Consider the following 14,950-nt stretch of genomic DNA (forward strand, 5'->3'; position numbering starts at 1 on the left):
CTGCTGCGGCTTGCAGTTCGGATGCGAGTCGCTTTGCTTATCAAAATACGGATCAGTTGCTGACGGCTTCAATTCCGTCACCATCTTCAGATTCGCTGGCGCCGATGGGTGGTGTTGGCAATCCGGTGCCGCCCGGCGGGCTCTCCGGTGCATATCCGCAGTCTGGCTCGCAGCAGGCCTTCCCGCAGGCGCAGTCTTCGGTCTCCCAGGCTTTCCCGGGCGATTACCGCAGCCAGCCGCAGACGGGTTATGACGCGACTTCCACAGGATCCATTCCTGGTTCCGTGGCACGGTCGGTTTCCTCCTCCTCGAACCTGCTTCCTTCGGCTGCAGGCGTTGCACGTCAGGCATTGCCAACGCAGCAATCTGTTCAGACGCAGCCAGTGGCTGTGGCTTCGCGGGCACTTGAACCAATGGTTCAGCCAGCGCTTGCCGCACCAAGCCAGCCAGCGCAGCAAGCCTTCCCGGAACGGCCCGCACAGGTTTCCTCGATTGCGCCGGTGAACCCGGCCTATGTCAACAAGAGCGATCCCGTTCTGGCTCCTGATCCGATTGTCACCGGCTCAGCGCCGCAAGCGGCTGGTTGGACGACGACAGGTGGAACCCGGATCACGCTTGGCCCTGATGAGACCATCTACAATCTCTCCAAGCGGTATGGCGTTCCTGCCAGCGAGATCATGAAAGCCAACGGCATTAGCGACCCCTCCAAGGTTGCGTCCGGCCGGCAATTGCTGATCCCGGTTTATGTCTATTCACGGCAAGCACCGGTTTCTGCGCCGGACAACAATCCGAAGACGCGGTCCGCCAAGTCAAGCGCTGGCCTTCAGGGTGAGGCGAGCCAGAACAACATTCCGCTTCCGGCTCCTTCGCCGCAACGCGATGCCGCTGTGCTTCCCAATGCGCCTGTGCTGCGGAACCCGAAGACCGAATCCGTGTCGAATACCGGAGTGACTGCGAGCGCTGCCAATCCCAAGGCATCCAATTCGGCCACCGGCAACTACACGGTCAAGGGCGGCGATACTCTGAGCCGGATTGCCCGCGCCCATGGAGTTGGCGTCGACGCGCTCAAATCCGCCAATGGTCTGACCGGATCAAATATCCGCATAGGTCAATCGCTTGCGATTCCGGCTGCAGGTGCCGAAACTCCTGACAATGTGTCGACGGCGTCAATCCCGACCGAGGCTGCGCCGAAATCCTACACGCCGCCGGTCAAAACCGCAGGCGACGGCGTTGCTGCCAAAACCAATGCTGATGTTGCATCCATTGCACCGGCAGCGAGTGGTATTGGCAAATTCCGCTGGCCCGCACGCGGTCAGGTGATTACCGGCTTCGCCAAGAGCGAGAACGGCAAGCGCAATGACGGTATTGATATTTCGATGCCTGCCGGAACCCCGGTCAAGGCTGCGGAGAATGGTGTGGTCATCTATTCCGGCGACGGCCTGAAGGAATACGGTAAAACCATTCTGATCCGGCACGATGACGGCCTGGTGACGGTCTACGCTCATGCACAGAGCCTCAATGTCAACCGGGGCGACAAGGTGATCCGCGGTCAGGTGGTCGCTAGCTCCGGCATGAGTGGTGTAGCCAAGACGCCGCGTCTGCACTTCGAGGTTCGCAAGAACGCCTCGCCGGTGGACCCGACTGCCTATCTTGAATAAACGCCCTCCAGGCGAAAGTGAAAAAGGCCGGCGTCTGCAACGCCGGCCTTTTTCGTTTGAGTGGCGGTTGGTGTGTGGTCGGAATGCTAGAGGGTTTTTCCCGAACGGCCTGCCAGATCCTGGATGAACTGCCAGGCGACGCGGCCGGATCTGGCGCCCCGGGTTGTTGACCATTCCAGCGCCTCGGCGCGCAAATTATCGGGCTGATCATCAAGCCCGTAATGAGCCGCGTATCCCGAAATCATATCCAGATACTCATCCTGGCTGCATTTGTGGAAGCCGAGCCAAAGGCCGAATCGATCAGACAGCGACACCTTCTCTTCAACAGCCTCACTTGGATTGATCGCGGTGGAGCGTTCGTTTTCGATCATGTCGCGCGGCAGCAAGTGGCGGCGATTGGAGGTGGCATAAAGCAGGACATTGTCGGGGCGGCCCTCAATGCCGCCGTCGAGCGCCGCCTTGAGAGACTTGTAGGCAGTGTCGTCATGATCGAATGATAGATCGTCGCAAAACAGGATGAAGCGTGCTGGTACGGGTCTGAGAATACTCATAAGCGCGGGCAGGGAGTTGATGTCTTCGCGGTGGATCTCGACCAGCTTTAGCGGTGCCACCAGTCCGGCTTCTGCAGAAAGCGTGGCATGAACTGATTTGACCAGCGAAGACTTGCCCATGCCGCGCGCGCCCCATAGCAGAACGTTGTTGGCTGCATGACCGAGTGCAAAGCGGCGGGTGTTGTCGACCAGAATGTCACGAACATGATCGACCCCCTTGATCAGGGCAATGTCGATCCGGTTGGGTTTTTTGACAGGGGCGAGGTGAAGGGCTTCCGCGTCCCAGACAAAGCACTCTGCGGCATCAAAATCCTGAGATGCGGGGGGCGTGGGCGCCAGTGATTCCACAGCCTTTGACAGACGGGCGAGTTCGGCGAGGATTTGGCGGGCGATTTCATCTTGCATGCGTAGGTCCGGGGTCTGGTTGGCTTGCCGACATGGCGTCAGAAGCGGGTAGCATGAGCTGATGATGCAGAAAAGCTGTTTTGACTGGCAATTCGGGGCTCCGGACCCATGTTTGCGTTGCATTCGGCTATCTTGCCACTATATTCCGCTCGACTGTTGGGGGCGCTTCAAAGCCCCCAAGCTTATTCTCAAGGAGTTTTTCATGTTTGTGACCCCGGCACATGCCCAGTCCCTAATGGGCGGCGGCGGCAGCGAGATCTTGATGTCGATCCTGCCATTCCTTCTGATCTTCGTGATCATGTATTTCCTCATCATTCGCCCGCAGCGCACGCAAATGAAAAAGCGTGAAGAAATGCTCAAGAATGTTCGTCGCGGCGACCAGGTTGTCACCGGTGGCGGCATCTTGGGCAAGGTCACCAAAGTGATCGATGATGCCGAACTGGAAGTCGAAATTGCTGATGGCGTCAAGATCAAGTTGATCCGCAGCCTGATTGCCGATGTGCGCGCCAAGGGCGAGCCCGTCAAGGAATAGCCGCAAATTCCGGGCAGGGAACCAACCTGTCCGGATTGCGCCGGCGCCTGAATTTCTCACCCTATTTCGTTCCCATGGGACGAACCGAGAGCAACATGCTTTATTTCTCCCGTTGGAAAACAACCCTGATCTGGCTAGCGGTTCTCGCCGGCGTGGTGTTCGCCTTTCCGAACCTTCTCAATCAGCAACAAGCTGACAATCTGCCCGATTGGGTTCCGTCCAAGAAGATGACGCTGGGCCTCGACTTGCAGGGCGGCTCCTACATGCTGCTTCAGGTCGAACGACAGGACATCATCAAGGACCGGTTGACGACAACTGTTGATGATGTGCGTCGGATTTTGCGTGAAACGGGCATTGGGTATACCGGCCTGTCAGGGACTGGCCAGATGGTTCAGGTCCGGATTCGCGACGTTGCTCGTGTCGAGGAAGCCAAAACCGCTCTTGCCGAGCTTGAACTGCCTGTAAACTCAGGCCTGTTTGGCGGCGGCACGGTGTCCGAAGCCACCATTGAAGAGACCCAGCCAGGGCAATTGCGGATATTGCTGTCAGATGATGGCATCAGCTACCGCGTGTCTTCTGCCGTGGCGCAGTCCATCGAAGTGGTGCGCAAGCGTATTGATGAACTGGGAACCACCGAACCGCTGATTCAGCGCCAGGGTGCGGATCGAATTCTGGTTCAGGTTCCAGGACTTGAAGACCCGGAGCGTCTAAAAAGCCTGCTCAACCAGACCGCCAAACTGGCATTCCGGTTGGTTGACAGCTCGATGCCGGTGCAGGAAGCCATTCAAGGCCGTCCTCCGGCAAATTCCGACATTCTCTATTCCACTGATGATCCGCCGGTTCCGTACCTGATTCAGCGCTCGGTGCTGGTCTCGGGCGAAAACCTCGTCGATGCGCAGGCAGGCTATGACCAGCGCACCAATGAGCCGATTGTCAGCTTCCGGTTCGATTCCAAGGGCGGCCAGCGTTTTGGCCAGGCCACGACTCAGAATGTCGGCTTGCCGTTCGCCATCGTGCTGGATGACCAAGTGATATCGGCGCCGGTGATCCGCGAGCCGATCCTGGGCGGAACAGGCCAGATTTCTGGCAATTTCGATGTTCAGAGCGCCAACGATCTGGCTATTCTGTTGCGTGCGGGCGCCTTGCCGGCAACGCTGACTGTTATTGAAGAACGCACGGTCGGTCCCGGCCTTGGCGCCGACTCGATCGCTGCCGGCGAGATTGCCGGTATCATCGGTGCGATTCTGGTTCTGGCGTTCATGTTTGTTGCCTATGGCATGCTTGGCTTCCTCGCCAATCTGGCATTGATTGCCAACGTGACCATGATCATCGCGCTTCTGACCATGTTGGGAGCGACGCTGACATTGCCAGGCATTGCCGGCATCGTGCTGACTGTCGGTATGGCGGTCGATTCCAACGTGCTGATCTATGAGCGCATACGTGAAGAGCACAGGGCAGGGCGGTCGCTAATCCAGGCTATTGATGCAGGCTTCTCCAAAGCCTTCGCCACCATCCTCGATGCCAACGTCACCACATTGATTGCGGCTGTGATCCTGTTCTATCTCGGCACCGGTCCGGTGCGGGGCTTTGCCATCACGCTGGCGATCGGCATCGTGACGACCGTGTTCACCGCGTTTACCTTCACCCGCTGGCTGGTGGCGGAATGGGTACGTCGCAGACGTCCCAAGGCGATGCCGAAGGGTGCGCTGGATGCAATTGTCCGGGACTTCACCTTCCGCTTCATGAAAGTCCGCCGCTATACCTTTGTGGCGTCGGCGGCGCTGTCGCTGGCCTCGATGGCGCTGTTTGCGACCATCAACATGAACTATGGCATCGATTTCAAAGGCGGATCGATGATCGAGGTTCAAGCCAAGCAAGGCAACGCCGATGTCGGCGATATCCGAGCCCGGCTGGGTGAGCTCAATCTGGGCGATATCCAGGCGCAGGAGTTCGGTTCACCGCGTGAAGTCCTGATTCGCATGCAGGCGCAGGGTGGCGGCGAAAATGCCGAGCAGACCGTCATCACTCTGGTCCGTGCAGAGCTTGAGGGCGATTACGATATCCGCCGGGTGGAAGTGGTTGGCCCGACAGTCTCTGGTGAACTGGCACAGGCCGGCACCATCGCCGTCATTGCCTCCTTGCTGGCGATCCTGGTCTACATCTGGTTCCGGTTCGAATGGCAGTTTGCCTTGGGTGCAATCATCGCAACGGTGCATGACGTGGTGCTGACCATTGGCATTTTCGTGGTGTCCGGCATCGAGTTCAACCTGTCGAGTATCGCGGCGGTGCTGACAATTGTCGGCTACTCGCTCAACGATACCGTGGTGGTTTACGACCGCGTGCGTGAAAACCTCAGGCGATACAAGAAGATGCCGCTGACCAGCCTGCTCGACACGTCAATCAACCAGATGTTGCCGCGCACGATTCTCACATCGGTGACAACGCTTCTGGCGCTGCTGGCATTGTTCATCTTTGGCGGTGAAGTCATCCGTTCGTTCACCTTCGCCATGATCTTCGGCGTGGTGGTTGGCACCTACTCGTCAATCTTTATCGCGGCACCAGTGCTGATCCTGTTCAAACTTCGGGCCGACAATTTCCGTGTTGGGCTGGATGCAGAGACGGAAGGTGAAGCGATACCTGAGAGCTCTGAGAAAAGCAGGGCGTGAGACATGGCGCGCGGCATTGAAATACGCGAAGCGCATTTCCCTGGCCGCGCGCCAATAGAAGCCTACGGCAATGGCGGATTCCGGTTCGCCGACATGTCACATCGCGGATCGATCCTCTGCCTGCCTTCAGGCATATACGGGTGGGATGTGACTGAGGGGCAGCCGCTTGATGTTTCCTTGTTCGACAAGGTGCTGGCGGAGACCCGGGATATCGAGTTCCTTTTGGTTGGGACCGGCATGTCAATCCAGTTCTTACCCGCTGACCTCAAAACTGCGTTGCGCGCAGCCAATGTTTCCTCAGATCCTATGAGCACCGGCGCTGCTGTGCGTACCTACAATGTGATGCTGGCCGAATCGCGTGCGGTCGCAGCCGCGCTGATTGCTGTGTAAGCGGTATGAGCAAGGCTAGTTCATCGGGCGCGCCTCTATCTGGTTCACGCGAGCAATTGCTGGCGGCGTTGCGCGAGTTCGATATCGACCGCTATCTTGCGCTGCTGCTGATGCCCGAAGCGCCGCAGGGCGACATTGCTGCATTGTTCCTGTTCAATGCCGAGATCGCCGCAATCCGCGACAAGATCCGGGAGCCTCTTCCCGGCGAAATCCGGCTGCAATGGTGGAGTGACGTGCTGGCCGGTGAGCGACGGGCGGAGGCGGTGGCGCATCCGGTTGCTGCAGCGTTGCTGGAGTTGATTCACCGCAGCAACATGCCTGTAGCGCCGCTGATCGCCATGTGCGAGGCGAGGGTGTTTGATCTTTATGATGATCCGATGCCGGATCGGTCCAGCTATGAGGGCTATGCCGGCGAAACCGCGTCGACGATCCTGCAGATGTCAGCATTTCTGCTCGATTCGGAAGCCTCAGCCAGCACCGCTACCGCCAGCGGCCACGCCGGTGTGGCGCAGGCCGTGGCGGGGCATTTGATGCTGCTACCGATGTCGCGCAGCCGGGGGCAACTGTTTCTGCCGGGCGATCTGCTGGCCGCCACGGGGCTTGATCGCAAAGGGTTTCTATCAGGTGACAACAGGGCAGCTATCTCCAATGCCGTGCGGGCTTTTGCCGGCTTTGGGCGAGAGCATCTGACCAAGGCGCGTGCAGCGCTTGATGATTTGCCGGTCTCGGTGTTTCCGGCCTATCTGCCTGTGGTATTGGTGGAAGCTGTACTGCGGCGCGCCGAGGCAATGGGCGCTGATTGTCTCGACACGCCGATACGCACACCGCAATGGCGGCGGCAGTGGCAATTGTGGCGGGCTATCCGGCGTGGCCGGGTCTGATTTACCCGATTTCATCCTGACTGCAGATGCTTGCATAACGTCGGCGTGCGGATTTATCTTCCTGTCTTGCGCAACAATTGCCTGCGCGGCATAGTCGAAGTGGTTGACGCGGCCGAAAGCCACGTCAGGTGGAGAAACGCATGAGCCTTGGAGTGTTGATCGTAATCGTGGCCATCGGGGTGACGCTGGTGATCGGGGCTGTTCACTATTCTGGTGAATCGCGCGAGAAAGACACGCGCGATCATGGCGAGTCGATTCTGGAATTTGCCAGCGCCTATCCCGACGAAGCCATCCGTTCAGTCACCTTGACCAAGGATGGAAAAGCCAGCTTTCTGCGCCTGGCGGATGGCAAGACCGGTTTTCTGCAGGCCATGGGTCGCCACTTTGTCGCGAGACTTATCTTGCCGGGTGCGGTGACCGTTGAGCCGCTTGAGGACCAACCCGGGCTTCGGGTTCTCTTCCACGAGTCCACCCTCATGGGCGGTGATTTCGTGTTCGACACCACGGAGGAAGCTGCTGAAGTTTCGCTTTGGCTTTTCAACAGCTTTGCCCAAGCCAATCCGCAAATCGATGATTCGGGCGAGGGCGACGATGCCTGACCTGAAGGACTTCCCTGATGTGACGCAGATGGCGATCCCGTTTTTCGTCATTGCGATCCTGCTTGAACTGCTTGTCATTCGCGTGCTCAGGCGGCGTGGCGACTATGAGACCCGCGATACGACAACGTCGCTGTTGATGGGGGTTGGCAATGTGGTCGCCGGTCTGCTGCTTGGGTTCGTCGCTTTCGGCGTGCTGATGTGGGTCTGGGAGTTCCGAATCTATGATTTCGGTACATCCTGGTGGGCCGTCGCGCTGTGCTTCATTCTCGATGATCTGCGCTATTACTGGTACCACCGCATCGCGCACCGGTGCCGCTGGGTCTGGGCCGAGCACGTCAACCATCACTCCTCGCAGCACTATAATTTGTCGACGGCGTTGCGGCAGAGCTGGACCGGCACGTTCACCGGCATGTTCATCCTGCGGATTCCGCTGGCCCTGATCGGCTTTCACCCGGTGCTTCTGCTTTTCGTCGGTGGGCTCAATCTGGTCTATCAGTTCTGGATCCACACCGAAGCCATCGGCAAGATGTGGAAACCGATAGAACTGATCTTCAACACGCCGTCGCATCACCGGGTGCATCACGCCACCAATCCGCGCTATCTCGATTCGAACTATGCCGGCACATTGATCATCTGGGACCGGATGTTTGGCAGTTTCGTGCCGGAACTTGATGCGGACATGCCGCGCTACGGCATCGTCAAGAACATCGGCACCTTCAATCCGTTCAAGGTCGCGTTTCACGAGTGGATCGACATGTTCCGTGATGCGTTCCAGCCGGGCCTGACGGTTGCCGAGCGACTGGCCTATCTGTTTGCGCCACCTGGCTGGAGTCACGACGGGTCGCGCAAGAATTCCGCAGCACTGAAGGCGGATTATGTGGCGCAGAACCCCGAAGCAGCCGGAATGCCGGGTTTGCCCGGGTCGGAACTGCCCGCAGGCAACCACCGCAGTTGAGGCTATCGCAAAGCAGGCGTGATCGGGTTCTTGACGGTCTTTGATTTGCCTTACCCGACACTTTTGAGATGGCAACGCAGTCCCGGTTTGACCCTACATGGTCAGCCGGATCGACAGGATCTCGTTGGCGATGCCCTTGAAAGCGAGGCCAAGTTTGGCGGAGTCGCTGATGGCGATTGCGTTTTTCGGGTTGGATGCGCAACTCACCAACCCTTCTCGCGTGCTTGCGTTGGGCACGTCGACGCCGACGGTGAAAATTTCGATGCTTTCGAGCTTGGCATTGTTGCAGGCCTTTATCATGAGCTGGTCAGCATAAGTGCCGTCCCGGCCGTTGTGATACGGATAGCTCGGCGACAAAGTGTTGGAGCCATCGGTCATCACAATCATGAACTTCCGGACATCCTTGGAATAGGCTTCGCCCTCGGTGAAAGGAACCTGTGGCGACAGCACCCGCCAGCCCCACATGACGCCAGCCGGAATATAGGTTTCGTTCTGGGCCACCATCGACTTGATCGAATTGCGGACGGCAGTGAAATCGTCGGTGAGCGTCAGCAACGGAGCGCTGCAGTTCTGGTTCATCAGGCCAGGAATGCGCCGGTCAGGCCGCGTGTCGTTAATGTCGAATGGCGCATCCCGCGAGCCGACGCAGCCTCTCCAGGTGACATTTGAGGTGCTGTCCCAGCAGACCGTTTCCTCCGGACCGTAGGTGTAACTGCTGCAGACCTCCCGGCTTCCCGTCGTGGGCACACCGTCGTTCATGCCGCTGGTGGTTTCCCGGTAACAGCCTGACTTGGAAATGAGCGGCTTGGTCTTGCGGCAGACATTCTTGGTCGTTGAAGAATCAGGATCAACCTGCAGCCAGCTCTGGTTCCGGTATTGGGTTCCTACATTGACGTAACGCGAGAACGGAACCACGGCGATCTTAACGTCAAGGTCAGCCACGCCCTCGAAGGTCTTGATCAACTCATTGGCCGCCAATTTGAGGTCAGTGAGCTTTTTGCCGACCATGGAATAGGTGTTGTCGAGCACCAGGGCGATCTCGATCGTCTGACCACCTGGGCGCTGCGCCTGGGCGTTGACGCCAACCTTGAGTACATCGAGATTGAAAATCCGCGCAAAGGTGCTCGGCAGCTTGCCGGTGACCGACATCGTGACCTGACCATCGGCAGTAACGGCGAAACCGTTGATGTCGACAGTGTTGCGCATGTCTTCGTCGACATTGCCCAACAAGGCCTTTTCGGCCACCACGCGCATCTCTGCTTCGGTCTTCATTCCAGAGGCAGCGGCGGCGAGCACGGCTGCATCGACGGCATTCTGGATCGAGGCCCGGTGACTGGCAGCGTTGACATAATCCACCGCCATTGCAGCGGCACCGAACAATGGAACACTCAGCAACGCGGCAATCATGCCGAAATTTCCGGAACGGTTGGTGGCGAAGGATTTCAACATGACATTCTCCCAGCAGTCGGTGCAATTGAAACAATGACGTCGGAAAGGACGCCGTCAGATGCAACGAAGGGGAAAGTAACGCGAAGCGGTTAGAAAACTTTAAAAATGATCGCCCAAATACCGTCTATCTCGCTATTTGGGTGATTCTGCCTGCTCTACAGGATTTGTCGACAGCCATTGTTCAAAGCTGACAAGCGCCCGACGGGCCATCGCCTGTTTCTTGGCCTTGGCCTTGTCCTTGCCACGGAAACGGCCGCCACCTTCCGGGCGGACGATTGTACCGGGGTCGAGCGGCGGAAACAGGCCGAAATTGACGTTCATTGGCTGGAATGAGCGCTTTCCTGGCTCATCATCGCTCAGGATATGGCCACCGGTGATGTGGTTGAGCAGCGCACCAAACGCGCTTGTGAGCGGCGGTGGAGCCAGTTGCTCGCCCAAACGCTCGGCTGCGGCAAAGCGTCCGGCGAGAAGTCCCATCGCCGCACTTTCAACATAGCCTTCACATCCGGTGATCTGACCGGCAAAGCGCAGTCCAGGCCGGCTCTTGAGCTGCAGGGTCCCATCAAGCAGCAGAGGCGAATTGAGATAGGTGTTGCGGTGCAGTCCGCCAAGACGGGCGAATTCGGCGTTCTGCAGCCCGGGAATCATCCGGATGATGTCGGCCTGAGCGCCGTATTTCAGTTTTGTCTGAAATCCGACCATATTGTAGAGCGTGCCCAGAGCGTTGTCCTGGCGCAGCTGCACAACAGCATAGGCCTTGATGTCGGGTTGATGCGTGTTGGTCAGTCCCATCGGCTTCATCGGACCATGACGCGGTGTCTCGCGGCCGCGTTCGGCCATGATCTCGATCGGCAGGCAGCCATCGAAATAGGGCGTACCTTCCCATTCCTTGAAGCCGGTCGTGTCGCCGGCGATCAAGGCATCGATGAAAGCATCGTACTGGTCTTTGTCCATGGGGCAGTTGATATAGTCCTTGCCGGTGCCGCCGGGGCCGACCTTGTCATAGCGCGACTGAAACCAGCACACCGACATATCAATCGATTCGGTGTGGATGATCGGTGCGATGGCATCGAAGAACGCCAGGGCATCCTGGCCTGTCTCGTTGCGGATAGCCTCGGCGAGACCGGGAGCGGTCAGCGGGCCTGTGGCGATGATGGTCTGGTCCCAATCGGCAGGTGGCAGACCGGAAACTTCTTCACGGGCAATGGTGATCAGCGGTTCGGCTTCGATCGCGTCAGTGACGGCCTGTGCAAAGCCTTCGCGGTCAACCGCCAGCGCCCCGCCGGCAGGAACCTGATTCTTGTCAGCGCAGGACATGATCAGCGAGCCGGCCAAGCGCATTTCGGCGTGAATGACACCGACGGCATTGTTCTCTGCGTCATCGGAGCGGAACGAGTTGGAGCAGACAAGCTCGGCGAGACTGTCGGTCTTGTGGGCTTCGGTGCCGCGCACCGGGCGCATCTCATGCAGAATGACGGGCAGGCCACGACGGGCAATCTGCCAGGCGGCTTCCGAACCGGCGAGGCCGCCGCCGATAATATGGATAGGAGAAGTGGGAGAGCTGGTCTTGATCATGGCGTCCGTTTATCACGGGCGTGATCCCGCCTCAACGAGGTTTGTGCTGCCGTTCAAACGAAAACGGCGTCCATAAGGACGCCGTAACGAACGGTCAGTTCAAATGCGATTAGCGGGTACGAAGGCCGCGAGCCACATTGTCGATGTCGAAACGGCTCAAGCCGATGTCGGCGAGGGTTTCGTTGGAAAGGTTGGAAAGTTCCTGGGCGGTCTGGCGCGATTTCATCCAGCTGCGTGCGCGTGTGAGAATTCTCATAGTCTTGTCCTCGGGTAGGCCCGTTGCGGGCGATCAATCTGATGCCCTTCATATAGGCGTTTGCCGCAGAATTGTGCAGAGCAATATTCACAGCCCTGTTATGCGTTGGCAGAATGGCTGGTTAATGAGCTGTTCAGTTTTGTTTCGTGCCTAAAAACTGGGCAACCAAGTCAACTCCCGCTTGGGTCAACTGGGCAATGCTGGTGGCCGCAAAACAGTGCATAAACGGAAACAGCGCCCTGTCTCCAGGGCGCCGTTTTAAATGACCGGACAAAACCCGGTCAGACGTTCTTGATCTTAGTTGGCCGGACGACGGGCAACGAAGGGAATGTCACCGCGGGAGATGCCGAGGTCGTTGAGTTCGCGTTCGGACATGCGGCCGAGTTCATTGACCGTGTTGCGGTAGTCGCGCCAGTCTTTGTAAGCTTTACGGAAGTTCATGGTCTTGGTCCTTTCAAGTTGACGTTGATGTTTCAACGCCGTGTTTCATAATCTCAATATAGGGATGCCGAGAGAATTGTGCAGTGCAATAAATTGCAAAGGAGCCATGCAAAATCTGCAACTCACCTGATTAACATGTTGTTAATAAAGGTTAAGCAGGCGCCCGATGCAGAGTTTGAGGCCGAGTGCGAGTGCTGTAATCTGCAAGGTAGGTCGGGAGGCTTCTGGCAATCTGTGGTTTTTGCAGTGAGGGTGCTGAGCCTTGCCCAAAAAAATAACGCCCACCGGGGGAGGAGGATCCGGTGGGCGTCATTTTGGGAGACTGATGCTCGGGAGGAGGATGAACACCAGTCACATCGAAGCGGCTATTTGGGAGGAGGAGGTGCCGCTCCGAATTCTTGAATTTCTACAAGGCGCGCCGGGCGGCGAATGGAATATCGCCCCGTGACATGCCGATGTCGCTCAACTCGCGTTCTGAAAGCCTGTTCAGCTCGACGCATGTTTCGCGGTATTTCCGCCAGCTGGCGTAGGAGCGGATCAATTTCATGGATACTCTCCCTCTGTCCTGCTGTTGTCCGGTTGACCACCGTGGCCTTCCGATGTTTTGAATATAGGGCATCTAATCGATTTGTGCAGTGCAATATGCTCATATAAGCCATTCTCGTTTTGCATAGCTCAAGGGGTGCTGGGCGCATTTTGCCTCAAAGCTGTGCAAGACCGGCATATTGATGAGGCGGAATGCCAATTTTGCGACCATTGTCCGGCTTGCTGCATGATGTAGTCTGCAGTCCGGTATCTTCAAGGCCGGACTCTTCAAGGAAAGAATCGCCTGATGTTTCGCAGTTATTTGTCGCGTGAGATTGACCAGTGGACCAGGAGCGGGCTTTTACAGCCCGGCCAGGCTGAAGCGCTTTTGAAAGATCATGACCGCCGCCATACCGGGTTCAGTCTTTCGAGCGTGTTGGCTGTTCTTGCTGCGGTGCTGTTTGGCGCGGCGGTGATCGCGCTGATCGCAGCCAATTGGGAAGCCATCCCCCGGCCAATGCGGGTGGCGATGATTGTTGTCCTGATTTCCGCCGGCCTCGCCATTGCAGCTGTCGCGTTGCGGCGCAGCGCCCGATGGATATCCGAGGCAGCGCTAGTCTTCACGCTGTTGAGTTATGGCGCCGGGATCGCGCTGGTCGGGCAGATGTACCATCTCAGCGGCGATGATGCCGCCTTCATGCTGGCCTGGACCATTGGCGCGCTGGTGGTGTCGGTCGCCTTCGCCTCGGGTGTGGCGGCAATCAGCGCCGGCGTGCTGGGGCTTGGTTATCTGCTGGCCGAAACTGCTGTGTTCGGGGCACGCTCGACCGATGTGCTGGATATTTCCGGATATACGACAGTTCTTGCGGTAGCGCTGGCCGTTGGCGTCGCCGCATGGCGATCTCGGTCAAGAGTCGCCGGGCATTTGTGCGCATGGCTGTTTCTGGCCTGGATGCTGTGGGTTGTTGATGAGGCCACGGATTTCGATCCGGGCTATTTTTTCGCCGCGATTGGCGCCGTGGCGTTTGCAGTGGGGTCCCTGCTGCCGACCCTGCCTGGCGGCTTGGTAATGCGGCACGGAGTTTTGTCGGCCTATGGCGCCGTGCTGTTATTGTCGGGGCTGGGCTTGATTCAGATCGATTTCGTCAATCCCGGCCTTGCTGCCGAAATTGCATTTGCTGCGTTGATCCTGCTGGCCAGCATCGCCATCCTCGCTGTCGCCGGAGGCGAGAACCGGCTGATCAGGCGGTTTGCCTATTTCGCCTTTGCCTGCGAGACCGTCTATGTGGTGGGGGAAACGCTGGGCACCCTGCTTGGCAGTTCCGGCTTTCTGTTCCTCGGCGGATTGGTGCTGGCGATCATCGCATTCGCGGTGATGAAGATTGAAAAACGGTTCAAGGCCGGGGAGGGCCGGTCATGATGCATTTTGCTCAACTGCTGCGCCGGGAGCTCAACCCGGTGATTGCGGCAATTGTCTCTGCCGTGGTGCTGATCGGCACGCTGGGCGTTATGATCCAGGGCCGGGCGGCGATCCTGCAGAATGGCGCTGAAATCATTCTCAAGACCAGCCCGGTGGATCCGCGCGATTTGATGCGCGGCGACTATGTCAGGCTCGCCTATGAAGATATTTCTGTCGTTGACGGTTCATTGTTCAAGGGCGACTGGCCCGAAAAGACCGGTTTTGCGCCGGTGTGGCTGACACTTGAAACAGGTGAAGACGGGCTGGCTGTGCCGACCGCCGTCACCCATGAGAAGCCTGAGCCCGCAAACCCAAAGGCGGTGTATCTTAAAAGCAAACCGGTTGAGTTGTCCGGGGCCGAGCGATCAAGTGCAAAGAATGTCAGCGTGTCGCTACGCTTCGGCATCGAGCGTTATTATGTACCAGAAGGCGAGGGGCTGGAGATCGAAGCCGCCCGCAATGCGCAGCGCACCACGGTTGCTGTGCGCGTCTCCAAGGATGGCGAAGCGCAGATCGCGCGTCTGATGATCGACGGCGAGCCGCTTTACCAGGAGCCGCTATACTGAGACAAACCGGCGATGTGCACCCCGTCGCTTGCCCAGCATCCG

Annotated in this window: 15 protein-coding genes; 9 read left to right on the forward strand and 6 right to left on the reverse strand. The window is 58.2% G+C overall.

Annotated elements, in window-relative coordinates; all coding sequences use genetic code 11:
* Window positions 1-56 precede the first annotated feature (56 nt).
* A complete protein-coding gene (locus IMCC20628_RS08750; RefSeq protein WP_197078421.1) occupies window positions 57-1,658 on the forward strand; it encodes a peptidoglycan DD-metalloendopeptidase family protein in 1,602 nt (533 codons plus the stop codon).
* A gap of 86 nt (window positions 1,659-1,744) precedes the next feature.
* Here the strand turns inward: IMCC20628_RS08750 and IMCC20628_RS08755 are convergent, their stop codons facing one another.
* Window positions 1,745-2,614 (reverse strand): ATP-binding protein, encoded by an 870-nt coding sequence (locus IMCC20628_RS08755; protein WP_047029906.1) that lies wholly within the window; start codon window positions 2,612-2,614, stop codon window positions 1,745-1,747.
* A 202-nt stretch (window positions 2,615-2,816) separates the two neighbouring features.
* On the opposite strand from IMCC20628_RS08755, the gene yajC reads away from it, so the two are divergent.
* From yajC to IMCC20628_RS08785, 6 genes are all read left to right on the forward strand, one after another.
* On the forward strand, window positions 2,817-3,146 hold the full coding sequence (gene yajC / locus IMCC20628_RS08760) for a preprotein translocase subunit YajC (RefSeq protein ID WP_047029907.1): 330 nt from the start codon (window positions 2,817-2,819) through the stop codon (window positions 3,144-3,146).
* Between the two features lie 95 nt (window positions 3,147-3,241).
* Complete coding sequence (gene secDF, locus IMCC20628_RS08765; RefSeq protein ID WP_047032398.1) at window positions 3,242-5,812, forward strand: protein translocase subunit SecDF; 2,571 nt, start codon at window positions 3,242-3,244, stop codon at window positions 5,810-5,812.
* A 3-nt stretch (window positions 5,813-5,815) separates the two neighbouring features.
* Window positions 5,816-6,202 carry an Mth938-like domain-containing protein gene (locus tag IMCC20628_RS08770; protein ID WP_047029908.1) on the forward strand — a complete coding sequence of 129 codons (387 nt, stop codon included), beginning with the start codon at window positions 5,816-5,818 and terminating at the stop codon, window positions 6,200-6,202.
* A gap of 5 nt (window positions 6,203-6,207) precedes the next feature.
* Window positions 6,208-7,083, forward strand: coding sequence for a phytoene/squalene synthase family protein (locus tag IMCC20628_RS08775; protein WP_047029909.1), 876 nt, complete (start codon window positions 6,208-6,210; stop codon window positions 7,081-7,083).
* Window positions 7,084-7,223: 140 nt separating this feature from the next.
* Entirely contained in the window at window positions 7,224-7,682 is a 459-nt protein-coding gene (locus tag IMCC20628_RS08780; protein ID WP_052766361.1) for a hypothetical protein, read from the forward strand.
* The gene (locus IMCC20628_RS08785; RefSeq protein WP_047029910.1) at window positions 7,675-8,637 is read left to right on the forward strand and encodes a sterol desaturase family protein; all 963 of its coding nucleotides are present in this window, start codon (window positions 7,675-7,677) and stop codon (window positions 8,635-8,637) included. Before IMCC20628_RS08780 ends, IMCC20628_RS08785 begins: the two co-directional genes overlap by 8 nt.
* A gap of 93 nt (window positions 8,638-8,730) precedes the next feature.
* Here the strand turns inward: IMCC20628_RS08785 and IMCC20628_RS08790 are convergent, their stop codons facing one another.
* From IMCC20628_RS08790 to IMCC20628_RS24660, 5 genes are all read right to left on the reverse strand, one after another.
* Window positions 8,731-10,086, reverse strand: a complete 1,356-nt coding sequence (locus tag IMCC20628_RS08790; protein ID WP_047029911.1) for a pilus assembly protein TadG-related protein — start codon at window positions 10,084-10,086, stop codon at window positions 8,731-8,733.
* Between the two features lie 132 nt (window positions 10,087-10,218).
* Window positions 10,219-11,661 (reverse strand): methylenetetrahydrofolate--tRNA-(uracil(54)-C(5))-methyltransferase (FADH(2)-oxidizing) TrmFO, encoded by a 1,443-nt coding sequence (gene trmFO, locus IMCC20628_RS08795; RefSeq protein WP_047029912.1) that lies wholly within the window; start codon window positions 11,659-11,661, stop codon window positions 10,219-10,221.
* Window positions 11,662-11,770: 109 nt separating this feature from the next.
* Window positions 11,771-11,917, reverse strand: a complete 147-nt coding sequence (locus tag IMCC20628_RS24650; RefSeq protein WP_082128071.1) for a DUF1127 domain-containing protein — start codon at window positions 11,915-11,917, stop codon at window positions 11,771-11,773.
* Window positions 11,918-12,214: 297 nt separating this feature from the next.
* On the reverse strand, window positions 12,215-12,358 hold the full coding sequence (locus IMCC20628_RS24655; protein WP_082128072.1) for a DUF1127 domain-containing protein: 144 nt from the start codon (window positions 12,356-12,358) through the stop codon (window positions 12,215-12,217).
* A gap of 406 nt (window positions 12,359-12,764) precedes the next feature.
* Window positions 12,765-12,905: a DUF1127 domain-containing protein gene (locus IMCC20628_RS24660; RefSeq protein ID WP_082128073.1), complete on the reverse strand. Its 141-nt coding sequence runs from the start codon at window positions 12,903-12,905 to the stop codon at window positions 12,765-12,767.
* A gap of 285 nt (window positions 12,906-13,190) precedes the next feature.
* On the opposite strand from IMCC20628_RS24660, the gene IMCC20628_RS08800 reads away from it, so the two are divergent.
* Window positions 13,191-14,303 carry a DUF2157 domain-containing protein gene (locus IMCC20628_RS08800; RefSeq protein WP_047029913.1) on the forward strand — a complete coding sequence of 371 codons (1,113 nt, stop codon included), beginning with the start codon at window positions 13,191-13,193 and terminating at the stop codon, window positions 14,301-14,303.
* Entirely contained in the window at window positions 14,300-14,908 is a 609-nt protein-coding gene (locus tag IMCC20628_RS08805; RefSeq protein WP_047029914.1) for a GDYXXLXY domain-containing protein, read from the forward strand. Before IMCC20628_RS08800 ends, IMCC20628_RS08805 begins: the two co-directional genes overlap by 4 nt.
* Window positions 14,909-14,950 lie beyond the last annotated feature (42 nt).

It is taken from the genome of Hoeflea sp. IMCC20628, from assembly GCF_001011155.1.
Lineage (GTDB): Bacteria > Pseudomonadota > Alphaproteobacteria > Rhizobiales > Rhizobiaceae > Hoeflea.

Bases quoted from the DNA above. Each gene is read 5' to 3' on its own strand.
- IMCC20628_RS08755 (WP_047029906.1), bottom strand. From the start codon at position 2,614: ATGCAAGATGAAATCGCCCGCCAAATCCTCGCCGAACTCGCCCGTCTG.
- yajC (WP_047029907.1), top strand. From the start codon at position 2,817: ATGTTTGTGACCCCGGCACATGCCCAGTCCCTAATGGGCGGCGGCGGC.
- secDF (WP_047032398.1), top strand. From the start codon at position 3,242: ATGCTTTATTTCTCCCGTTGGAAAACAACCCTGATCTGGCTAGCGGTT.
- IMCC20628_RS08770 (WP_047029908.1), top strand. From the start codon at position 5,816: ATGGCGCGCGGCATTGAAATACGCGAAGCGCATTTCCCTGGCCGCGCG.
- IMCC20628_RS08775 (WP_047029909.1), top strand. From the start codon at position 6,208: ATGAGCAAGGCTAGTTCATCGGGCGCGCCTCTATCTGGTTCACGCGAG.
- IMCC20628_RS08780 (WP_052766361.1), top strand. From the start codon at position 7,224: ATGAGCCTTGGAGTGTTGATCGTAATCGTGGCCATCGGGGTGACGCTG.
- IMCC20628_RS08785 (WP_047029910.1), top strand. From the start codon at position 7,675: ATGCCTGACCTGAAGGACTTCCCTGATGTGACGCAGATGGCGATCCCG.
- IMCC20628_RS08790 (WP_047029911.1), bottom strand. From the start codon at position 10,086: ATGTTGAAATCCTTCGCCACCAACCGTTCCGGAAATTTCGGCATGATT.
- trmFO (WP_047029912.1), bottom strand. From the start codon at position 11,661: ATGATCAAGACCAGCTCTCCCACTTCTCCTATCCATATTATCGGCGGC.
- IMCC20628_RS24650 (WP_082128071.1), bottom strand. From the start codon at position 11,917: ATGAGAATTCTCACACGCGCACGCAGCTGGATGAAATCGCGCCAGACC.
- IMCC20628_RS24655 (WP_082128072.1), bottom strand. From the start codon at position 12,358: ATGAACTTCCGTAAAGCTTACAAAGACTGGCGCGACTACCGCAACACG.
- IMCC20628_RS24660 (WP_082128073.1), bottom strand. From the start codon at position 12,905: ATGAAATTGATCCGCTCCTACGCCAGCTGGCGGAAATACCGCGAAACA.
- IMCC20628_RS08800 (WP_047029913.1), top strand. From the start codon at position 13,191: ATGTTTCGCAGTTATTTGTCGCGTGAGATTGACCAGTGGACCAGGAGC.
- IMCC20628_RS08805 (WP_047029914.1), top strand. From the start codon at position 14,300: ATGATGCATTTTGCTCAACTGCTGCGCCGGGAGCTCAACCCGGTGATT.